19 protein-coding genes are annotated in these 17,217 nt (G+C 50.8%); 17 read left to right on the forward strand and 2 right to left on the reverse strand.

Annotated features, from left to right (window positions below; genetic code table 11):
- Positions 1-228 precede the first annotated feature (228 nt).
- Genes radA through pssA form a run of 3 tightly spaced genes read left to right on the forward strand, consistent with a single transcriptional unit; the run spans position 229 to position 3,466 of the window.
- On the forward strand, positions 229-1,596 hold the full coding sequence (radA, locus tag KQJ23_RS19965) for a DNA repair protein RadA (protein WP_216480715.1): 1,368 nt from the start codon (positions 229-231) through the stop codon (positions 1,594-1,596).
- 13 nt (positions 1,597-1,609) lie between these two features.
- Positions 1,610-2,686: a DNA integrity scanning diadenylate cyclase DisA gene (disA, locus tag KQJ23_RS19970; RefSeq protein ID WP_216480717.1), complete on the forward strand. Its 1,077-nt coding sequence runs from the start codon at positions 1,610-1,612 to the stop codon at positions 2,684-2,686.
- A gap of 48 nt (positions 2,687-2,734) precedes the next feature.
- Positions 2,735-3,466 carry a CDP-diacylglycerol--serine O-phosphatidyltransferase gene (gene pssA / locus KQJ23_RS19975; RefSeq protein WP_216480719.1) on the forward strand — a complete coding sequence of 244 codons (732 nt, stop codon included), beginning with the start codon at positions 2,735-2,737 and terminating at the stop codon, positions 3,464-3,466.
- Positions 3,467-3,791: 325 nt separating this feature from the next.
- Here pssA and KQJ23_RS19980 read toward each other — a convergent pair whose 3' ends face one another.
- Positions 3,792-4,187 carry a nucleoside triphosphate pyrophosphohydrolase family protein gene (locus tag KQJ23_RS19980; RefSeq protein ID WP_216480720.1) on the reverse strand — a complete coding sequence of 132 codons (396 nt, stop codon included), beginning with the start codon at positions 4,185-4,187 and terminating at the stop codon, positions 3,792-3,794.
- Between the two features lie 203 nt (positions 4,188-4,390).
- Here KQJ23_RS19980 and KQJ23_RS19985 point away from each other — a divergent pair, with 203 nt between their 5' ends.
- From KQJ23_RS19985 to sigH, 10 genes are all read left to right on the forward strand, one after another.
- Complete coding sequence (locus tag KQJ23_RS19985; RefSeq protein ID WP_216480721.1) at positions 4,391-5,479, forward strand: PIN/TRAM domain-containing protein; 1,089 nt, start codon at positions 4,391-4,393, stop codon at positions 5,477-5,479.
- A gap of 50 nt (positions 5,480-5,529) precedes the next feature.
- Positions 5,530-6,261, forward strand: a complete 732-nt coding sequence (gene ispD, locus KQJ23_RS19990) for a 2-C-methyl-D-erythritol 4-phosphate cytidylyltransferase (RefSeq protein WP_216480723.1) — start codon at positions 5,530-5,532, stop codon at positions 6,259-6,261.
- Positions 6,258-6,773, forward strand: coding sequence for a 2-C-methyl-D-erythritol 2,4-cyclodiphosphate synthase (gene ispF, locus KQJ23_RS19995; protein WP_216480724.1), 516 nt, complete (start codon positions 6,258-6,260; stop codon positions 6,771-6,773). The genes ispD and ispF overlap by 4 nt, the downstream gene beginning before the upstream one ends.
- The gene (gene gltX / locus KQJ23_RS20000; protein ID WP_216480725.1) at positions 6,773-8,233 is read left to right on the forward strand and encodes a glutamate--tRNA ligase; all 1,461 of its coding nucleotides are present in this window, start codon (positions 6,773-6,775) and stop codon (positions 8,231-8,233) included. The genes ispF and gltX overlap by 1 nt, the downstream gene beginning before the upstream one ends.
- A gap of 1,136 nt (positions 8,234-9,369) precedes the next feature.
- Entirely contained in the window at positions 9,370-10,038 is a 669-nt protein-coding gene (gene cysE, locus KQJ23_RS20005; RefSeq protein WP_216480726.1) for a serine O-acetyltransferase, read from the forward strand.
- 56 nt (positions 10,039-10,094) lie between these two features.
- Positions 10,095-11,507, forward strand: coding sequence for a cysteine--tRNA ligase (gene cysS, locus KQJ23_RS20010; protein WP_216480728.1), 1,413 nt, complete (start codon positions 10,095-10,097; stop codon positions 11,505-11,507).
- Positions 11,492-11,977 (forward strand): Mini-ribonuclease 3, encoded by a 486-nt coding sequence (locus tag KQJ23_RS20015; RefSeq protein WP_430522323.1) that lies wholly within the window; start codon positions 11,492-11,494, stop codon positions 11,975-11,977. The genes cysS and KQJ23_RS20015 overlap by 16 nt, the downstream gene beginning before the upstream one ends.
- Before the next feature lie 67 nt (positions 11,978-12,044).
- Positions 12,045-12,797: a 23S rRNA (guanosine(2251)-2'-O)-methyltransferase RlmB gene (gene rlmB, locus KQJ23_RS20020; RefSeq protein WP_216480730.1), complete on the forward strand. Its 753-nt coding sequence runs from the start codon at positions 12,045-12,047 to the stop codon at positions 12,795-12,797.
- Between the two features lie 6 nt (positions 12,798-12,803).
- Positions 12,804-13,325: an NYN domain-containing protein gene (locus KQJ23_RS20025; RefSeq protein WP_216480731.1), complete on the forward strand. Its 522-nt coding sequence runs from the start codon at positions 12,804-12,806 to the stop codon at positions 13,323-13,325.
- A gap of 159 nt (positions 13,326-13,484) precedes the next feature.
- Entirely contained in the window at positions 13,485-14,135 is a 651-nt protein-coding gene (sigH, locus tag KQJ23_RS20030) for an RNA polymerase sporulation sigma factor SigH (protein ID WP_216480732.1), read from the forward strand.
- Between the two features lie 75 nt (positions 14,136-14,210).
- Here the strand turns inward: sigH and KQJ23_RS20035 are convergent, their stop codons facing one another.
- Positions 14,211-15,362, reverse strand: coding sequence for a phosphodiester glycosidase family protein (locus tag KQJ23_RS20035; RefSeq protein WP_216480733.1), 1,152 nt, complete (start codon positions 15,360-15,362; stop codon positions 14,211-14,213).
- Between the two features lie 346 nt (positions 15,363-15,708).
- Here KQJ23_RS20035 and rpmG point away from each other — a divergent pair, with 346 nt between their 5' ends.
- The 4 genes from rpmG to rplK all read left to right on the forward strand — a co-directional run bounded on the left by rpmG (position 15,709) and on the right by rplK (position 17,168).
- The gene (gene rpmG / locus KQJ23_RS20040) at positions 15,709-15,858 is read left to right on the forward strand and encodes a 50S ribosomal protein L33 (RefSeq protein WP_071784256.1); all 150 of its coding nucleotides are present in this window, start codon (positions 15,709-15,711) and stop codon (positions 15,856-15,858) included.
- Between the two features lie 21 nt (positions 15,859-15,879).
- A complete protein-coding gene (gene secE / locus KQJ23_RS20045; RefSeq protein WP_216480734.1) occupies positions 15,880-16,071 on the forward strand; it encodes a preprotein translocase subunit SecE in 192 nt (63 codons plus the stop codon).
- Between the two features lie 23 nt (positions 16,072-16,094).
- Complete coding sequence (gene nusG / locus KQJ23_RS20050) at positions 16,095-16,628, forward strand: transcription termination/antitermination protein NusG (protein WP_216480735.1); 534 nt, start codon at positions 16,095-16,097, stop codon at positions 16,626-16,628.
- A 114-nt stretch (positions 16,629-16,742) separates the two neighbouring features.
- Positions 16,743-17,168: a 50S ribosomal protein L11 gene (gene rplK / locus KQJ23_RS20055; protein ID WP_044482537.1), complete on the forward strand. Its 426-nt coding sequence runs from the start codon at positions 16,743-16,745 to the stop codon at positions 17,166-17,168.
- The last annotated feature ends 49 nt before the right edge of the window (positions 17,169-17,217 follow it).

Raw genomic sequence — 17,217 nt, forward strand, 5'->3', positions numbered from 1 at the left:
AGGAGTCATCTCTTGGCCTGCTAAATAAAAGGCTGCTTTTAATCAGAGTCCACAAACCGGGTCACAGTTCAAGCTTAGCTTTGTGGCTGCTTTTTTTGTTCCATAACCTCTCCGTTTCTGCCGGAGATGCTTCCCGTTGAAATAAAACAATGGTAAACTTTTAATGATACCTTGTACCGCTGTCTGCATTGTTTTACAAATTTTGCAGTGTGTGAAAAGGAGAGGTAAATGGTTAAAGTAAAAACAAAGTTCTATTGCACGGAATGCGGGTATGAAACGCCCAAATGGTACGGCAAATGCCCCGGCTGCGGGTCATGGAATACCATGGTGGAGGAGACGGAGAAGGTCGTTAAGACTCAGGGTCTCACTTCAGGGATTTTTCATACGAAAGAAAAGCCGCTTCCGATCATAAATATAGAGAGTGGTCAAGAGCCGCGAATTCAGACCGGGATTGCCGAGCTTAACCGGGTATTGGGCGGAGGCGTAGTGCCTGGCTCCCTTATTCTGGTCGGCGGAGATCCCGGTATCGGCAAGTCGACACTGCTGCTGCAGACCTCTCATGAAATGGCCCGGGCAGGCTTGCGGGTGCTCTATATTTCCGGAGAGGAATCAACCCGGCAGACGAAGCTTCGCGCGGAGCGCCTGGGAGCCCTCTCGGCAGAACTGTACGTTCTGTGCGAGAGCAGCATGGACAATATCGAGGAAGCCATTGATCAGATCAAGCCGGACTTCCTTGTCATTGACTCCATCCAGACCGTCTATCTGGCAGAAGTAACAAGTGCGCCTGGGAGCGTGTCCCAGGTGCGGGAATGCACCGCACGCTTCATGCGGATTGCCAAAGGCCAGGGCATTGCTACGGTTCTCGTAGGCCATGTGACCAAGGAAGGCGCCATTGCGGGGCCGCGAATGCTGGAGCATATGGTCGATTGCGTTCTCTATTTTGAAGGGGAACGGCATCATTCCTATCGACTGCTGCGGGCGGTAAAGAACCGCTTTGGTTCGACGAATGAGATCGGGATCTTTGAAATGAACGAGGCAGGGCTTACCGAAGTAGCCAATCCTTCTGAGTTGTTCCTCTCCGAACGGCCGCTTGGAGTGGCAGGATCAACGGTCGTCGCCAGTATGGAGGGTACGCGTCCGATGCTGGTCGAATTGCAGGCGCTGATTGCCTCCACACATTTTCCTTCACCGAGAAGAATGGCAACCGGAGTTGACCATAACCGCATGAATCTGATTATTGCTGTGCTGGAGAAGCGGATGGGCATGTTCCTTCAGAATCAGGACGCCTATGTGAATCTGGCCGGCGGGGTCAAGCTGGATGAACCGGCTGTCGATCTGGCTATGGCAGTGAGCATTGCATCCAGCTTCCGGGATCTGCCTACCAAGCCGTATGACGTCATCTTCGGTGAGGTGGGACTGACTGGTGAAGTTCGGGCGGTGGCACGAGCGGAGCAGCGGGTCAAGGAGGCGGCAAAGCTTGGCTTCAAGCGGGTAATCCTTCCCGAGAAGAGCATGAAGGGCTGGAATAGCCCTAAGGATATTCAATTAATCGGTGTTAATACCGTTGCAGATGCGCTAGCTGTTGCGTTAGATTAGGGGGCACTAGATAATGAAGGAAACTACCCAGGCGGAAAAAATGAATGACTTGCTCAGGCTTGTGGCACCGGGAACGGCATTTCGCGACGGCCTTGAGAATGTGCTTCGCGCGAAGACGGGAGGGCTGATCGTTGTCGGATACAGCCCGGAAGTGATGGAGGTCGTCGAGGGCGGCTTCTCCATCAATTGTGATTTCACACCTAACTATCTGTACGAACTGGCCAAGATGGATGGTGCGATTATTCTGAGCGAAGACTTGAAACGGATTCTTTATGCAAATACCCAGCTCATCCCCGATTCATCGATTGCCTCCTCAGAGACGGGAATTCGGCACCGTACCGCGGAGCGGGTTGCGAAGCAGACCGGCAAGCTTGTGGTCTCGATCTCGCAAAGACGGAACATTATTACACTGTATCAAGGCGGGCTGAGATACGCCCTGAAGGAGATCGGCGTTATTTTGACGAAGGCGAATCAGGCGATTCAGACCCTGGAGAAATACAGATCCGTATTGAACCAGACATTGACCAACCTGTCTGCCTCGGAATTTGAAGAGCTTGTTACGATTCCGGAGGTTATTAACGTAATTCAGCGGGTTGAGATGGTGATCCGCATCAAAATGGAGATCAAGCGTTTTATTAACGAGCTTGGTACCGAGGGACGCCTGATCAGCATGCAGATGGAAGAATTGGTCAGCAACATGGAAGAAGAAGCTTGGCTGTTGTATAAGGACTATGCAAAGGACGGCAGTGATGAGGCAATCCGCGAGATTATCGGGGGATTGAAACGCTCAACCGATGACGAACTGCTGGATGACAATCATATTACCCGTCTGCTTGGCTATCCGCCTTCAGCTACGACTTCCGAGGAATTGATCTCTCCAAGAGGATACCGCATCCTGAACAAGATTCCCCGCCTTCCGAATGTGATTATCCATAATCTCGTTGAAAGATTTAATGAGCTTCCCAATGTACTTACCGCTTCAATCGAAGAACTGGATGAGGTGGATGGCATCGGTGAAGTGAGAGCCCGTGCCATTAAGGAAGGGCTGAAGCGACTTCAAGAGCAGGTGTTCATTGACAGACAAATCTAAATTCCCTACAATCAAGTGATGTTACCTGAATATCTATGAGGTGAAAAGATGATTACAAAATCAATTCCGAACTTGTTTACCCTTGGTAACTTGTTTCTCGGAATGCTGGCCATGATGCTGGCTCTTGACGGCAGGTACAGCCTTGCTGCCATCATGGTAATTGTCGCTATGCTGCTGGACGGCCTGGATGGACGTGTCGCCAGAGCCTTGAATTGCTCGAGCGAATTCGGCAAACAGCTTGATTCCTTATCAGACGTCATTTCATTTGGCGTAGCACCAGCACTTATTATGTATCTGATTTCATTCCAAAGTCTGCCGCAGACCGGATTAGTCTGGGTGGTTACGGCGCTGTTTCCGATGTGTGGAGCTTTGAGGCTTGCACGATTTAACGTTCATAAGGGAATCCCGGGATATTTTATTGGACTGCCGATTCCCGCCGCAGGCGGCGTAGTCGCTACGCTTTCCTTATTCAGCAAAGATATTTCCGCACTTTATCTGATGATTTCTATGATCTTGTTGTCTTACTTGATGGTCAGCTCTGTGAAATATCCGAACTTCAAAAAAGTGGGCTTACCCAAAAAGGCGCTTATCTTTACTCCTTTTGTAGTCCTTCTGGCCGTGATGATCGCGGTGATCTTTCCCGAACAGATTTCCAAGCTGATATTTGTGCCGCTGGTACTCTATGCCGGTTACGGCCTGAGGCAGAATGTCCGAAAGCTGCTGCGCCGCAAACGCAGGGAAGATGAGGACTCCGAGCGAATTTTCAAGTCGAAGCGTTAATTAATGCAATCATAAAAGGTTAGGGGCGGAAAATAGCTTCTCAAAAATAAAAAGTTGGGCGAGAAAACGTAACGATCCGTTTTCGGTCCAACTTTTTTGCTTTACTCCTTTTAATGCCTTTTTGCACTTAAATCGCCACATGAACCCCCCGCGCTGGCAATTTTAGTGACATTCTGCACTAAATTCACCATATGAGCTCCGACAACAACAATTTGTGCATTCCAGCACTTATTCACTTATTTCTACACCGCGCAGCGGCGGAGGTACGTTCAAGAAGCTGTCATCTACGATGACTTTGAGACTGCTTCTTTTGTTGATATTTGAACTAGGACATATTAAAAAAACCTAAGGTAGAACACTTTTGGGATTCCCGCTGCAGCACCTCTTCAAGCTCAATCCCGAGCAAATTACCGAGAGCGGACATATAGAACAGGCTTCGTCCAAGCTCATTGATCACGGCATCCCGGCAGTTCTCGCACAGTTCTCCGTGAACATGATGCTTGATATGCTCTTTGGCTTCTTCCAGAGCAATACCCGAAACGAATTCCTGCTTGGTGGCATGCAATTCGACACAACCGCATTCAGTGACCGCTTTGGTTACCGAACGGACGGCCGCTGTATTGGTTTGTCCCATTTTGGACATCACATCCAGCAGACTACGGTGACGGAGCAACAATTCCGATACTTGATCCTGAAATGCTTGTAGACTTGATGCGCTCATTTTCCATCCACCTCAACATATTTGAATTGCCTCCATTATATGCCACTCTTTCCTGCGTAATCAACCAGAAATCCCGCACTGACTGTAATTGGGTCATGCCGACATCAGAAAACAGACCAAAAAAATGTTCTCCGCCCCGGATTACAACGCCAAAAATTGGATCATACTGGTAATGAAAAAAGAATCAGGAGGTGAGGAATAACATGCTGAAACGTTATGTAAGGATATTGGCCGGCGTATGCGGGGCATGGTTCGGTTATACATTGGAGGGGGCGGCAGGCTTTTTTCCCCGTCCGTTGAGAGACTGGTTCATGATGATGCATCCGATTGCAGCGCAACTGTTGCTGGCGGCGGCAGGCGCATGCCTGTTTTTGTTTGTTTATTCGCTATCGTTTGAGATATTGTCCTCAAAGGTGAAGCAAGGAATATCCGCTCTGACACAGATTCCGATGAAGGATATGGCGGCGGGATCGGCCGGATTGACTGCGGGACTTCTTCTATCATTAATGGTCTACCCTATTCTAGCCGGATTGGGGAGTTTAGCGGGATTTCTTCAGTTTGCGGTGTCCATGCTGCTCGGATATGTAGGGCTCTGTGTCGGATTGGCGAAGAAGGAAGAGCTGTCCTCTCTATGGATTTCGGGAAAATGGGGAAGCGGAAGCACAGAAGAAACGTACAGGTTCGAGGAACACAAAATTTTGGATACAAGCGTCATCATTGATGGCCGGATTGCAGATATTTGCAAGACCGGATTTATAGAAGGAACAATCGTGATCCCTGAATTTGTGCTTGAGGAGCTGCAGCATATCGCCGATTCATCGGACTTGCTTAAGCGTAACCGCGGGCGCAGAGGGCTGGATATCCTGAACAAAATCCAGAAGGAGCTGGATGTGAAGGTGATGATCTATGAAGGGGATTTCGAAGAAATCTCCGAGGTAGACAGTAAGCTTGTCAAGCTGGCCAAGGTACTCCAGGGCAAGGTGGTTACCAATGATTTCAACCTGAACAAGGTATGCGAACTGCAAGGCGTGTCCGTGTTGAATATCAACGACCTGGCCAATGCGGTGAAGCCGGTGGTTCTGCCGGGTGAGGAGATCATGGTTCAGGTTATTAAAGATGGCAAGGAGCATGGGCAGGGGGTAGCGTATCTGGATGACGGCACCATGATTGTCGTAGAGGGCGGACGAGATTATATCGGCTCCATCACGGAGGTGCTGGTAACCAGTGTGCTGCAAACCTCGGCGGGACGGATGATCTTTGCCAAGCCGAAACTGTTGGAAAAAGCCCAATAATTAGGTATGATGGGGGTAATGACATTTCGACAGGGTGAGGCTTAACGATCATGGAGAACGGAAATTTTCCTGCGGCAGACGCGGGTGCGGTTATTGTGGCCGCCGGACGGGGAAGCAGGATGGGGACGAAGGAGAGCAAGCAGTTTCTCGTGCTTGAGGACAAGCCGATTATCGTCCATACCTTGGCGGTGTTTGACCGTCATCCTTTAATTGGGGAGATCGTCTTGGTGACAGGAGCGCAGGATGTAGATCGCTGCAAGGCCTGGATTGCCGAGTACGGCTTCAAGAAGCAGATCAAGGTTATACCGGGCGGCGCCGAGCGTCAGCACTCCGTATTCCAGGGACTCGCGGAACTATCCGCTCCCTGGGTACTGGTGCATGACGGCGTCCGCCCTTTTGTCACGAGCAGGGAGATTACTTCCTGCTACAAGGCCGCGGTCGAGCACGGGGCCTCCGTACTGGCGGTACCTGTAAAGGATACCGTCAAGCAGGTGAACGCAGAAGGCTATGTAACGGCGACGCCTGATCGACGCAGCTTGTGGGCGATTCAGACGCCGCAGGCCTTCCGGCGGTCTGACCTGCTGCTTGCCCATAAGCAGGCTGAGTCCGAGGGCTTTACGGGGACGGACGATGCTTCGCTCGTGGAGCGGATGGGCAAGGCCGTCAAGGTGGTTGAGGGCAGATATCATAATATCAAGATTACTACGCCGGAGGATCTCGGCATTGCCGAGTCCATTCTCAGACGGATGAATGAATCGAAAGAGGGAGAGGACGTTTCATGATCGCAGTGGGACAAGGTTTCGACGTGCATCAGTTGGTTGAGGGCAGACCATGTATTATCGGCGGTGTTCATATTCCTTATGAAAAGGGTCTGCTTGGGCATTCGGATGCCGATGTGCTTCTTCATACTGTGAGCGATGCCATTTTGGGAGCGCTGGCGCTGGGAGATATCGGCCGGCATTTTCCGGATACGGATGCCGAATATAAGGATGCGGACAGCCTGGTGCTGCTTCAGCGGGTATGGGAAATGGCGAAGGAGCGGGGCTACCGTCTCGGCAATCTGGATGCAACCATTATTGCGCAAGCTCCAAAGATGGCGCCTTATATCCCGCAGATGGTAGAGATTATCGCTGGAGTCCTGGAGTCTTCACCGCAGAAGGTGAATGTGAAGGCAACGACAACGGAGCATCTCGGGTTCGCCGGAAGAGGCGAGGGGATTGCTGCACAGGCTATTGTATGCCTAGTTTCCGATGTGCTATCATCGAATAGCGAGATTACCGGGAGGGGATTGTAATGACTGAGGTTCGTGTACGGTATGCCCCAAGTCCAACAGGGCATTTACATATCGGGAATGCCAGAACGGCATTGTTTAACTATTTATTCGCAAGACATCATGGCGGCAAGTTCATTATCCGCATTGAGGATACGGATGTGAAGCGGAATATCGAGGGTGGCGAGGAGAGTCAGCTTACCTACTTGAAGTGGCTTGGCATCGATTGGGATGAGAGCGTGGATGTCGGCGGAGAGGCTGGACCTTACCGTCAGACCGAGCGTCTGGATATTTACAAGACATATTGGCAGGATCTGCTGGACCGCGGTCTGGCTTACAAGTGTTATTGTACGGAAGAGGAGCTGGAGCAAGAGCGGGAAGGGCAGATTGCCCGCGGGGAACAGCCGCGGTATTCCGGCAAGCATCGGGATTTGACGCCCGAGCAGTGCGCAGCCTTTGAAGCGGAAGGACGGGTAGCAAGCATCCGATTCCGCGTACCGGAAGGACGGACCTATACCTTCGATGATCTGGTGAAGGGAAACATCTCCTTCGAATCCGAGGTTAGCGGCGACTTTGTAATCGTCAAGAAGGATGGCATCCCTACCTATAACTTTGCCGTAGCCTTGGATGACCACCTCATGAAGATTACTCATGTGCTCCGGGGTGAGGATCATGTCTCGAATACACCGCGGCAGCTGATGATTTACGAAGCGTTTGGCTGGGAACCTCCGGTGTTCGGACATATGACGCTGATTGTCGGAGACAACCACAAGAAGCTAAGCAAACGCGACGAGACAGTGATTCAGTTCATTGAGCAATATGACAAGCTCGGCTATTTGCCGGAAGCATTGTTTAATTTCATCGCACTGCTCGGCTGGTCGCCTGAAGGTGAAGAAGAAATCTTTTCCAAGGATCAGTTGATTTCAATCTTTGACGCGAATCGATTGTCCCGCAGCCCGGCAGTATTCGACAAGAACAAGCTTGCTCATTTGAATAACCATTATATCAAGAATGCGGATCCGGATCGGATTGCTGCGCTTGCCATTCCTCATTTGCAGGCGGCATCTCGTCTTCCTGCCCAATTGACTGCAGAGCAGGAAGCATGGGCGAAGACATTAGTGGCGCTCTATCAGGAGCAGATGGTGTCCGCTTCCGATATTGTCGAATTGTCGGACATGTTCTTCCGCAGTCACCTTGAGATGGATGAAGAGGCTGCCGGTATTCTTGCTGAGCCGCAGGTTCCTCAAGTGCTGTCTGCTTTCCTGGAGAAGGTTGAAGCCGGAAGCGAATACTCGCCTGAAGCGATTGCCGGTTGGATCAAGGAAGTTCAGAAGGAGACCGGCGTGAAGGGAAAAGGACTCTTTATGCCGATCCGTGTGGCCTTGACGGGGCAAACTCATGGGCGGGATCTCAATAAGAGCATCTACCTGCTGGGCCGCGACCGCACGATGGACCGGTTGAAGAGTCAGATTCGCGGGGCTTAACAGCATAGCTAAGATAAATCGGCTGTTGTCAATCTGACAGGTGATCGGGTAAGATACAGTAACAGGTATAGAAAATTAGGATATATTAAAGGCGTTGAACGGGAGAAGTACGCTGAATGAACCGCTTGGCCCAGAGAGGATAACAGTGGTTACAGGAGAACAGCCTGTACCCGTAGCTGAGAGTTATCTCCTTGCGAACAGTGGAAATGCACCCGGGAGCTGCAGATTTAGGAGAGTCAGTCTTGGACACCCCATAAATCTGACGATTGTCCGCGTTAAGGACGCACAAGGGAGAGGTCTTCTGACTCGGCTGCTCATGCAGGATAGTTAACGGCATAGAGCACTAACGTACAGGTAGACTTCATCCAAAGCAGAGTGGGACCACGCAAACCGGCGTCTCTGCAGCTAAGGCTGCAGGGGCGCCTTTTTACGGTTTTAGCCAGTTGAGCTTGCGAAATGTGAGAAACAAAACCTTTTATAAGGCTGAGAGAACGAGGGTTGAACCAACAGGATTATTGCTCCAGTTAATATTTAACCTAAGATGAGGGTTTAATTGTAACAGGTACACTTAATTTCTGAACTTTGGCTCCGAATCTAAAAGTAACTGTATGGAGTACAGTTAGATTCGCAAAAACTCAGCCATTCTGAAAAAAACGGGTTTTTAGCTGTGGTTTTTACAATTAAACCTATGAAGTTAAGAAATGGCGAGGATTTTAGTTGTACTTTCTACAATTAATCATCAAGGTTGTCCAGCAATCAGCCACAAAAGGATTAAATAAGATGAAGTAAGCAACAGGCGCAAAATACGTGAAGATCATTCAGCAGCTTGTATCCTGTATTGCTGCCTACGCGGATCAATCAGAATATGATTTTGCAACAATAACCGAACCAAAAGCCTATGTAGAAAGGGCATAAGTGTGAAGTGTGCTGTAGAAACGTAGTGGTCGCCTTTGCTAGCGGATTTCTCCCTTGTTCATTCAATCAAGGAATCCGCTAGCAACAGCGATCGTAGGCATACTTCACACGCTGCCCCGGCACACATCGTTAGTTAGTTCGGTTTGTATTACCACACAAATTGTTCGAGAAGGCTTTGGGAGAGAGGGTACTGAGAGGCGAAGCAGAAAGAGGGGGAGCCTATGTTTAAGAGAATGAAATCGGATATTCGGGCGGTCTTTGAGAATGATCCGGCTGCCAGAAGCAGATTTGAGGTCATATTTACTTACTCCGGTCTGCATGCCATTTGGAGCCACCGGATTGCGCATTTCCTCTATCATCGGCGTTGGTATACACTCGCGCGCATCGTGTCTCAGGTAAGCAGGTTTTTTACGGGAATCGAAATTCATCCCGGCGCAGTGATCGGGGAACGGCTGTTCATTGATCATGGCATGGGGGTCGTCATTGGCGAAACTTGCGAAATCGGAGATGATGTGGTTATCTATCAGGGAGTAACCCTGGGCGGGAGCGGCAAGGAGAAAGGAAAGCGTCATCCGACGATCGGCAATAATGTCGTTATCGGCTCCGGTGCCAAGATTCTTGGATCGTTCACTGTCGGAGACCAGTCCAATATTGGAGCCAACTCGGTTGTTCTGAAGGAGGTGCCTGCCGGCAGCACCGTAGTCGGTATCCCGGGCAAGATTGTTCGTCAGGGAGGCAAGCGTCTGGATCGCCTGAGCCATCAGCTCCCCGATCCGGTTGTCGATACGATGCGCGAGCTTCAGGAACAGATTGTACAGCTTCAGGAAGAGCTCAGAAGCTTGAAGGAGCAACGCTCGGACGAACAAGCTGTGAAGACGCTGCCGGATTGAGGCTTGAGCATATAAATACAGAGTAACAGTAACCGAGATTAGAAAGGGAAGAGAACATGAGCCTGCAAATATTCAACACCGTAACCCGGAGCAAGGAGACGTTCCAGAGTCAAGTGCCGGGACAAGTATCAATGTATGTATGCGGACCGACCGTATACGGCTATATTCATATTGGGAATGCGAGACCGATGATCTTTTTTGATGTGGTGCGCAGTTACCTGGAGAATCAGGGCTACAAGGTAAATTACGTCGTCAATTTTACAGACGTGGATGATAAGCTGATTCGCAAAGCGGAAGAGATGGGCGCGTCTGTGCCGGAGGTCGCGGAGACCTTCATCGGAGCGTACTACGAGGATTTGGAGGGCTTGGGTATACCCCGTGCGACGGCGAACCCGCGCGTAACCGAGAGCATGGAGCTGATCATCGAATTTATCCGTGATCTGGAGAACAAGGGCTACGCTTATGCTAATGGAGGCGATGTCTTCTTCCGGACGAAGAAATTCGCGGATTACGGCAAGATCTCCGGCCAGAATATTGAAGAGCTTCAATTCGGCATTCGGATCGATGTGGATGACCGCAAGGAGAGTCCGGAGGATTTTGTCCTGTGGAAGGCGGCCAAGCCGGGTGAGATTTTCTGGGAAAGCCCGTGGGGACCAGGACGTCCCGGCTGGCATATCGAATGCTCGGCAATGTCGCGCCATTTGCTTGGCGATACGCTGGACATTCACGGAGGCGGCCAGGATTTGCAATTTCCGCATCATGAATGCGAAGCAGCGCAATCCGAGGCAGTCACCGGCAAACCGCTCGCGAACTATTGGATGCATAACGGATATATTAATATCGGCGGCGAAAAGATGTCGAAGTCGCTGGGCAACGGCGTACTTGTAAAGGATTTGCGCGGTCAATACACGAAGGAAGCGATTCGCTACTTCATGCTGTCGACGCATTACCGGAACCCGCTTAACTTTACTGAAGAAACGATGCTTCAAGCGGTGCGCGGGGTGGAGCGGATCTCGAATGCGGCCGGCAACCTGCATTACCGGCTGCGGGAGGCGGAAGCTGCGAACGATGCTGCAGCGGCAACCCCGGAATGGACGCAGAAGCTGGAAGCGATCCGCAGCATGTTTCATGCCAAAATGCAGGATGATTTCAACACGCCGGATGCGATTACAGCCTTGTTCGAATGGGTCAGCGAGGTTAATGGCCTGCTGGCGCAGACTGAAGTGAAGGCGGCCGATCTCAAGGCGGCGGCAGAACTGTTCGCGGAGATGAACGGCGTGCTGCGTGTCGCTGCCGGTGAGGCAGAACCGGAGCTGCTTGACGAAGAGATCGAAGCGCTGATTGCGGAGCGGGTGGAAGCGCGGAAGCAGAAGAACTGGGCCCGGGCCGACGAGATCCGCGATCTCCTGCAGGAGCAGGGTATCCTGCTGGAGGATACCCCGCAGGGCATGAGATGGCGGCGCAAATGACGGGCCCGGGTGCAGAAGGCGGCGCCGGAGGCATGACCGGCGCCGATGATGCGGCGCTTTGGTTCCCCGAGCCGCCGTCCAAGCCCGCGCGGCTGCTGCCGCCGCTCGCGCTTGCCTATATCGGGGACGCCGTCTATGAGGTCGCCGTCCGCCAGCACGTGATAGCGCGGCCCAATCTCCGGCCGCACCAGCTGCATCTTCGCTCGACCAGCTACGTCTCCGCCAAGGCGCAGGCAACGATCCTGTCCCTGTTGGAGCCGGAGCTTGCCGAGCCGGAGCAGGACATCGTCCGCCAGGGACGCAACGCCAAATCCGGCACTGTCCCCAAAAATGCAAATGTGCTCGATTATCGCCATGCAACGGCATTTGAAGCGCTAATCGGTTTTTTATACTATTCGGGAAAGCATGACCGGCTTCGCTCGTTAATTGCTCTGGGTTTTGAGCGCTATGAAGCCTCAGAACAAAAGTGATGCATGAAACGGTATCAAGCACGGATAATGAATGAATGAACATGAATATCGATCAGGAGGATTTATTATGGAGGATCAAGAGTGGATTGCAGGCAAGCACTCGTTGCTGGAGGCATTGAGAGCTGGCCGCACCATCAATAAAATTTGGATAGCCGAGGGGGCGCAGAAGCATCTGACCCAGCCGATTATTTCGGAAGCAAAGAACCGGGGGATCATCGTTCAGTTCGTGGACAAGCGCAAACTGGATCAGATGGCTCCGGGTCTTCAGCATCAGGGCGTTGTCGCTCAAGCGGCTCCTTATGCCTATGTTGAAGTGGAGGACCTGCTGACCCGTGCATCCGAACGGGGAGAACCCCCTTTCTTGCTTATTCTTGATGAAATCGAAGACCCGCACAATCTGGGTTCGATTCTTCGGACGGCAGAGTGCACCGGCGTGCATGGCGTAATCATTCCGAAGCGGCGTTCGGCGGCAGTTACCGCTACCGTGTCCAAGACATCGGCCGGCGCTGTGGAATATGTGCCTGTGGCCAGGGTGACTAACCTTGTTCAGACGATGGAGCAGCTGAAGGAAGCCGGTGTATGGATTGTCGGTACCGATGTTGCAGCCAAAGAAGAGATTTACGGCGGCGGAAAGATTTTTACAGGACCTGCGGCAATCGTGATCGGGAATGAGAATAAAGGAATGGGGCGTCTGGTGCGCGAGACCTGTGACGTGCTGCTGAAGCTGCCGATGAGCGGTCAACTGAATTCCCTGAATGCTTCGGTTGCAGCAGGGGTAGTCATGTACGAAGTGCTGCGCAGACGACGCGGCGAAGGTTAACGCTATATGCGCGATCTGCGCGATTGTCTGCTGGTCGATGGATATAATATGATCGGTGGCTGGCCTGAGCTGTCCTCCCTATCCAAGACTGATCTGGAGGCGGCACGGGACCGTCTGCTAGAGCGGCTGGCCGACTATCAGGCCTTTTCGGGCAGGAAGGTTATTGTCGTGTTTGACGCCTACAGGGTGCCCGGTCTCGGCAAGTCCTTTGCCCAATACAAGGTTGACATTCATTTCACCAAGGAAAAAGAGACTGCAGATGAATGCATTGAACGGCTGGTAGGTGAGCTGTCCCACCGCCGCCGGCAGATCTATGTTGCCACGAGTGATATGGTCGAGCAGCATGTAATCTTCGGCCAGGGGGCGCTGCGTGTGTCGGCCAAGGAGCTGCTGACTCAGGTGGAGCAAAGCGAGAAGGATGTTCAAATCAAGCTGAATGAACGGCGCAGCAACTCGGGACGGAACACCATTGATTCGAAGCTTAGTCCCGATATGAGGACTATGTTTGAGCGATGGCGGAGGGAGTAAGGTCCTTACCCAATTATGCCCATTTCCTCTTGACAAGTTTCGACTTTACATCTTTTGGTACTTTTTTGGTTGACGCTGGTATGGACCATCATATATACTGTTCGTATTACTTGACTGAAGTGACGGGGCACCGTGCGTTGCAGCCGGAGGGATTAAGTGGTGAGTGTCAACCTCGAGACATGGGTTAGGTTCGACTATGAGGTCCTGAGCGATGAGGACATTGTAGAAGCTGTACGTAATGGTGATAGTGAAGCATTGGAATACTTGATTAACAAGTATCGGAGCTTTGTGCGAGCTAAGGCCAGGTCATACTTTCTCATCGGTGCTGATCGTGAGGATATCGTCCAGGAAGGGATGATAGGCCTATATAAGGCGATCCGGGACTTTCGGGGGGACAAGCTGGCTTCATTCAAAGCGTTTGCAGAGATTTGCATCACTCGTCAGATCATTACCGCGATCAAGACGGCAACGCGCCAGAAGCACATTCCGCTTAACTCTTATGTTTCGCTGGACAAGCCGATTTACGATGAAGAATCCGACCGCACATTGCTGGATGTAATTTGCGGCTCGCGCGTATGTGATCCGGAAGAACTTATAATTAATCAGGAAGAATTCATCGGGCTTGAAGACAAGATGTCCGAGATTCTTAGTGATCTTGAGCGCAAGGTACTGATGCTCTATCTTGACGGCAGATCGTATCAGGAAATTGCCGTAGATCTTAAGCGCCATGTGAAATCAATCGATAACGCTCTCCAGAGAGTCAAGCGGAAGCTCGAACGTTATTTGGAAGACCGCGATATGGGTATTTGAACTTATTGTTAGTGGGTTATGTAAAATAGAAAGCACAGAGACGGCGGGGACTCCCCTACCGTCTCTTTTTGACTTTTATTGAAGTGTAACGATGAGTGCATTGCTGATTTTCCTGCCGGGTGTCGTGAGATATTTTCCGTTATAATAGAGTCCGCTTGAGGCTCCTCCATCCAAATTCATGGCCTGCACAGCACCGGCCTGCTTCATGATTTCTGCAAGCTGCGGGATTGTCGCTCCAGTTGAGGTAACGAATAACAGCTCGTGGTTCTTGGTAATGCCAAGCGCGCTTCTTGCGCCTCCGCCCGTTAGAATCTTCGGATCACGGAATCCTTCCTCCACAACATCGACGGCAACCGCTCCGTCCTTCACAAGCCGCGGACCGGCTTGGATGCCGCCTTCGATAGATCCATGCTCAAAAGCATTGTTGAAGTCCGGCCCTGGGATCATGCCCGCCAGCATGTTTGTATCATAGGTGAAAATAGTCCGCCGGTCGCCCCCTGCCTTCATCTTTAATTCTCCGCCGGTTACGATGTAGCCATAGGGTGCCTTATGTGCGCTCTCCGTGTAGGCATCAAAGAAGGTACCGTTGATGGCGACCGCAGCCTTGCTTCGCTTTGCTATGCTGCTCAGTTCCTCAACCTTTCCGATTTCATCGCCGGCAAGAACGACATTTAGCCGAACATCCGGATGCATGAGATCCACAGTCACAATTTGGACTGTAAATGATTTCTTGGATACCTTGAAGGTCTTTTGCTCCTGCTTGACGGCCTTCTTGGCAGCCGAGCTTGGAGTCCGTGTGACAGCTGGCAGCACAAGCCTTTCTTCTCCGCCGGTGAGAATGACAGATAAAGGCGTCTTGCTCCATACCGCCGAGAGCTCAAGCTTGTCCAATGCAAGCTTGAGCGGAACGTATACGGTGCCTTCCTCTACAAAGGCGGCATTCGAAAGCAAGAACGGGGATTCGTTGATGGAAGCAGACTTTTCACCGACAGTGAGGGAGAGGCGGACAGCTCCCCGGATGAACTCAACTCTTTTTGACGAAGCAGACCAGATAACCTCGATTCCTGAAAAGCCGTTTAAAGCTCGTGCAGGTATGTAAGAGACGCCTCCTTGCGCTTCCAGAAGCACCTTGTTTTTCGCTTCCGCGGAGGGGCCTTCGGCTGCAAGGGAAACGGATGGAACGAGACACATCAGTGCCAGAAGGATAAGCAAGAACCTTTTCTTCATGTCAAAACTCCTTTTGCGCGTAGGTTATGTTTAATCATACAGCCTATTATCGGTAGAATAGCAGCTGGCATGAAGGTATCAGCAATAGGTTTAGTCCCGGCTTAGCTGTGCTATAATAGAACAAGTACGCATTGACAGCAGGCAGGCCTTAGGTCGGGGGAGATTAATCCCGGAGAAGATTCCAGAAATACCTCTATTTAACGAAGCGGAAAGCTTGCTTTGGCTCGTTGACACGGGTTATGGCATGTGATAAAGTGTTTTAGGTAGGCCTAAATTTGTGCTTTTCATTTTTAGGTTTAGACAATGAGACTTTCTCAATCAGGAATGTCTTCGGGAGGTGCACATCATGCGGGTAATAATTACGTTGGCTTGTACGAACTGCAAACAAAGAAACTACACGACAACGAAAAACAAGCGTAACCACCCCGACCGCATGGAGATGAAGAAATTTTGCAAGTTTTGCAACGAGCAAGTTCCTCATCGCGAAACCAGATAGTCTTTGGAGGTGTAGTCGCGCATGAAAAAAAGTTTCAAGTCGTTGATCTCTTTTTTCTCTGAAAGCTGGGCTGAGCTTAAAAAGGTTCGCTGGCCTAATCGTAAAGAGCTGACCAATTACACGCTGATTGTGCTCGGTACAATTGCTGTTGTCGCGATTTATTTTTGGGTACTTGATATCGGCATCTCTGCTGTGATCAATGCGATTATTTAAGAAGGGTCCACAGGTGGCTTGAGATGGAAAAAAGATGGTACGTAGTTCATACCTATTCCGGGTATGAAAACAAAGTCAAAGCCAATTTGGAAAAGCGTGTCGAGTCTATGGGCATGGAAGACAAGATTTTCCGCGTTCTTGTTCCTATGGAAGAAGAAGTGGTAAACAAGGACGGTAAGAAAAAGACCGTTATGCGTAAAGTTTACCCCGGATATGTCTTGGTTGAAATGATCCAGACGGACGATTCCTGGTATGTTGTTCGCAACACGCCTGGGGTTACCGGATTCGTCGGCTCAACAGGTTCCGGCTCCAAGCCTACACCTCTGCTTCCAGAAGAAGTAGAACAGATTCTACAGCATATGGGCATGGAAGAGCCGAAGCCTGTAATCGAGTTCGAATTGAAGGAATCCGTGCGCATCAAAGTTGGCCCGTTCGCCAATTTTGTCGGATCGATCGAAGAAATTCTGGTCGACAAAAGCAAGCTCAAGGTACACGTCAACATGTTTGGTCGAGAAACCCCGCTTGAGCTGGACTACACTCAGGTGGAAAAAATATAAGTAATTGCTCAAAGAATTAGATTTTTTTGAGCTACTTCTAAAGGTTTCTTAGGGTTTTACGTGGGAGGAGCTCTGGGCTCCGTCTACCACTATTAGGGCAAGGAGGTGTCTCACATGGCAAAAAAGGTAATCAAAGTTGTTAAACTGCAAATTCCTGCAGGGAAAGCGAATCCTGCGCCTCCGGTAGGTCCGGCACTGGGTCAAGCAGGTGTCAACATCATGGCATTCTGTAAAGAGTTCAACGCTCGTACCGCCGATCAGGCAGGTTTGATCATTCCGGTTGAAATTTCGGTGTTTGAAGACCGTTCCTTTACATTCATCACCAAAACTCCTCCGGCAGCCGTTCTGCTTCGTGTTGCAGCGAAGATCGAGAAGGGTTCCGGTGAACCGAACAAGAAGAAAGTGGCTACCGTGAAACGCGACGTTGTTCGTCAAATCGCGGAGCAAAAAATGCCTGACCTTAACGCAGCATCCGTTGAATCGGCTATGCGCATGGTTGAAGGTACTGCTCGCAGCATGGGCATCACGATCCAAGACTAATCCTTGGACGTACAAGCAACTTAGAAAAGCATCAAGAACTTGCAACTGA

It is taken from the genome of Paenibacillus brevis, assembly GCF_018919145.1.
GTDB classification, from domain to species: domain Bacteria; phylum Bacillota; class Bacilli; order Paenibacillales; family Paenibacillaceae; genus Fontibacillus; species Fontibacillus brevis.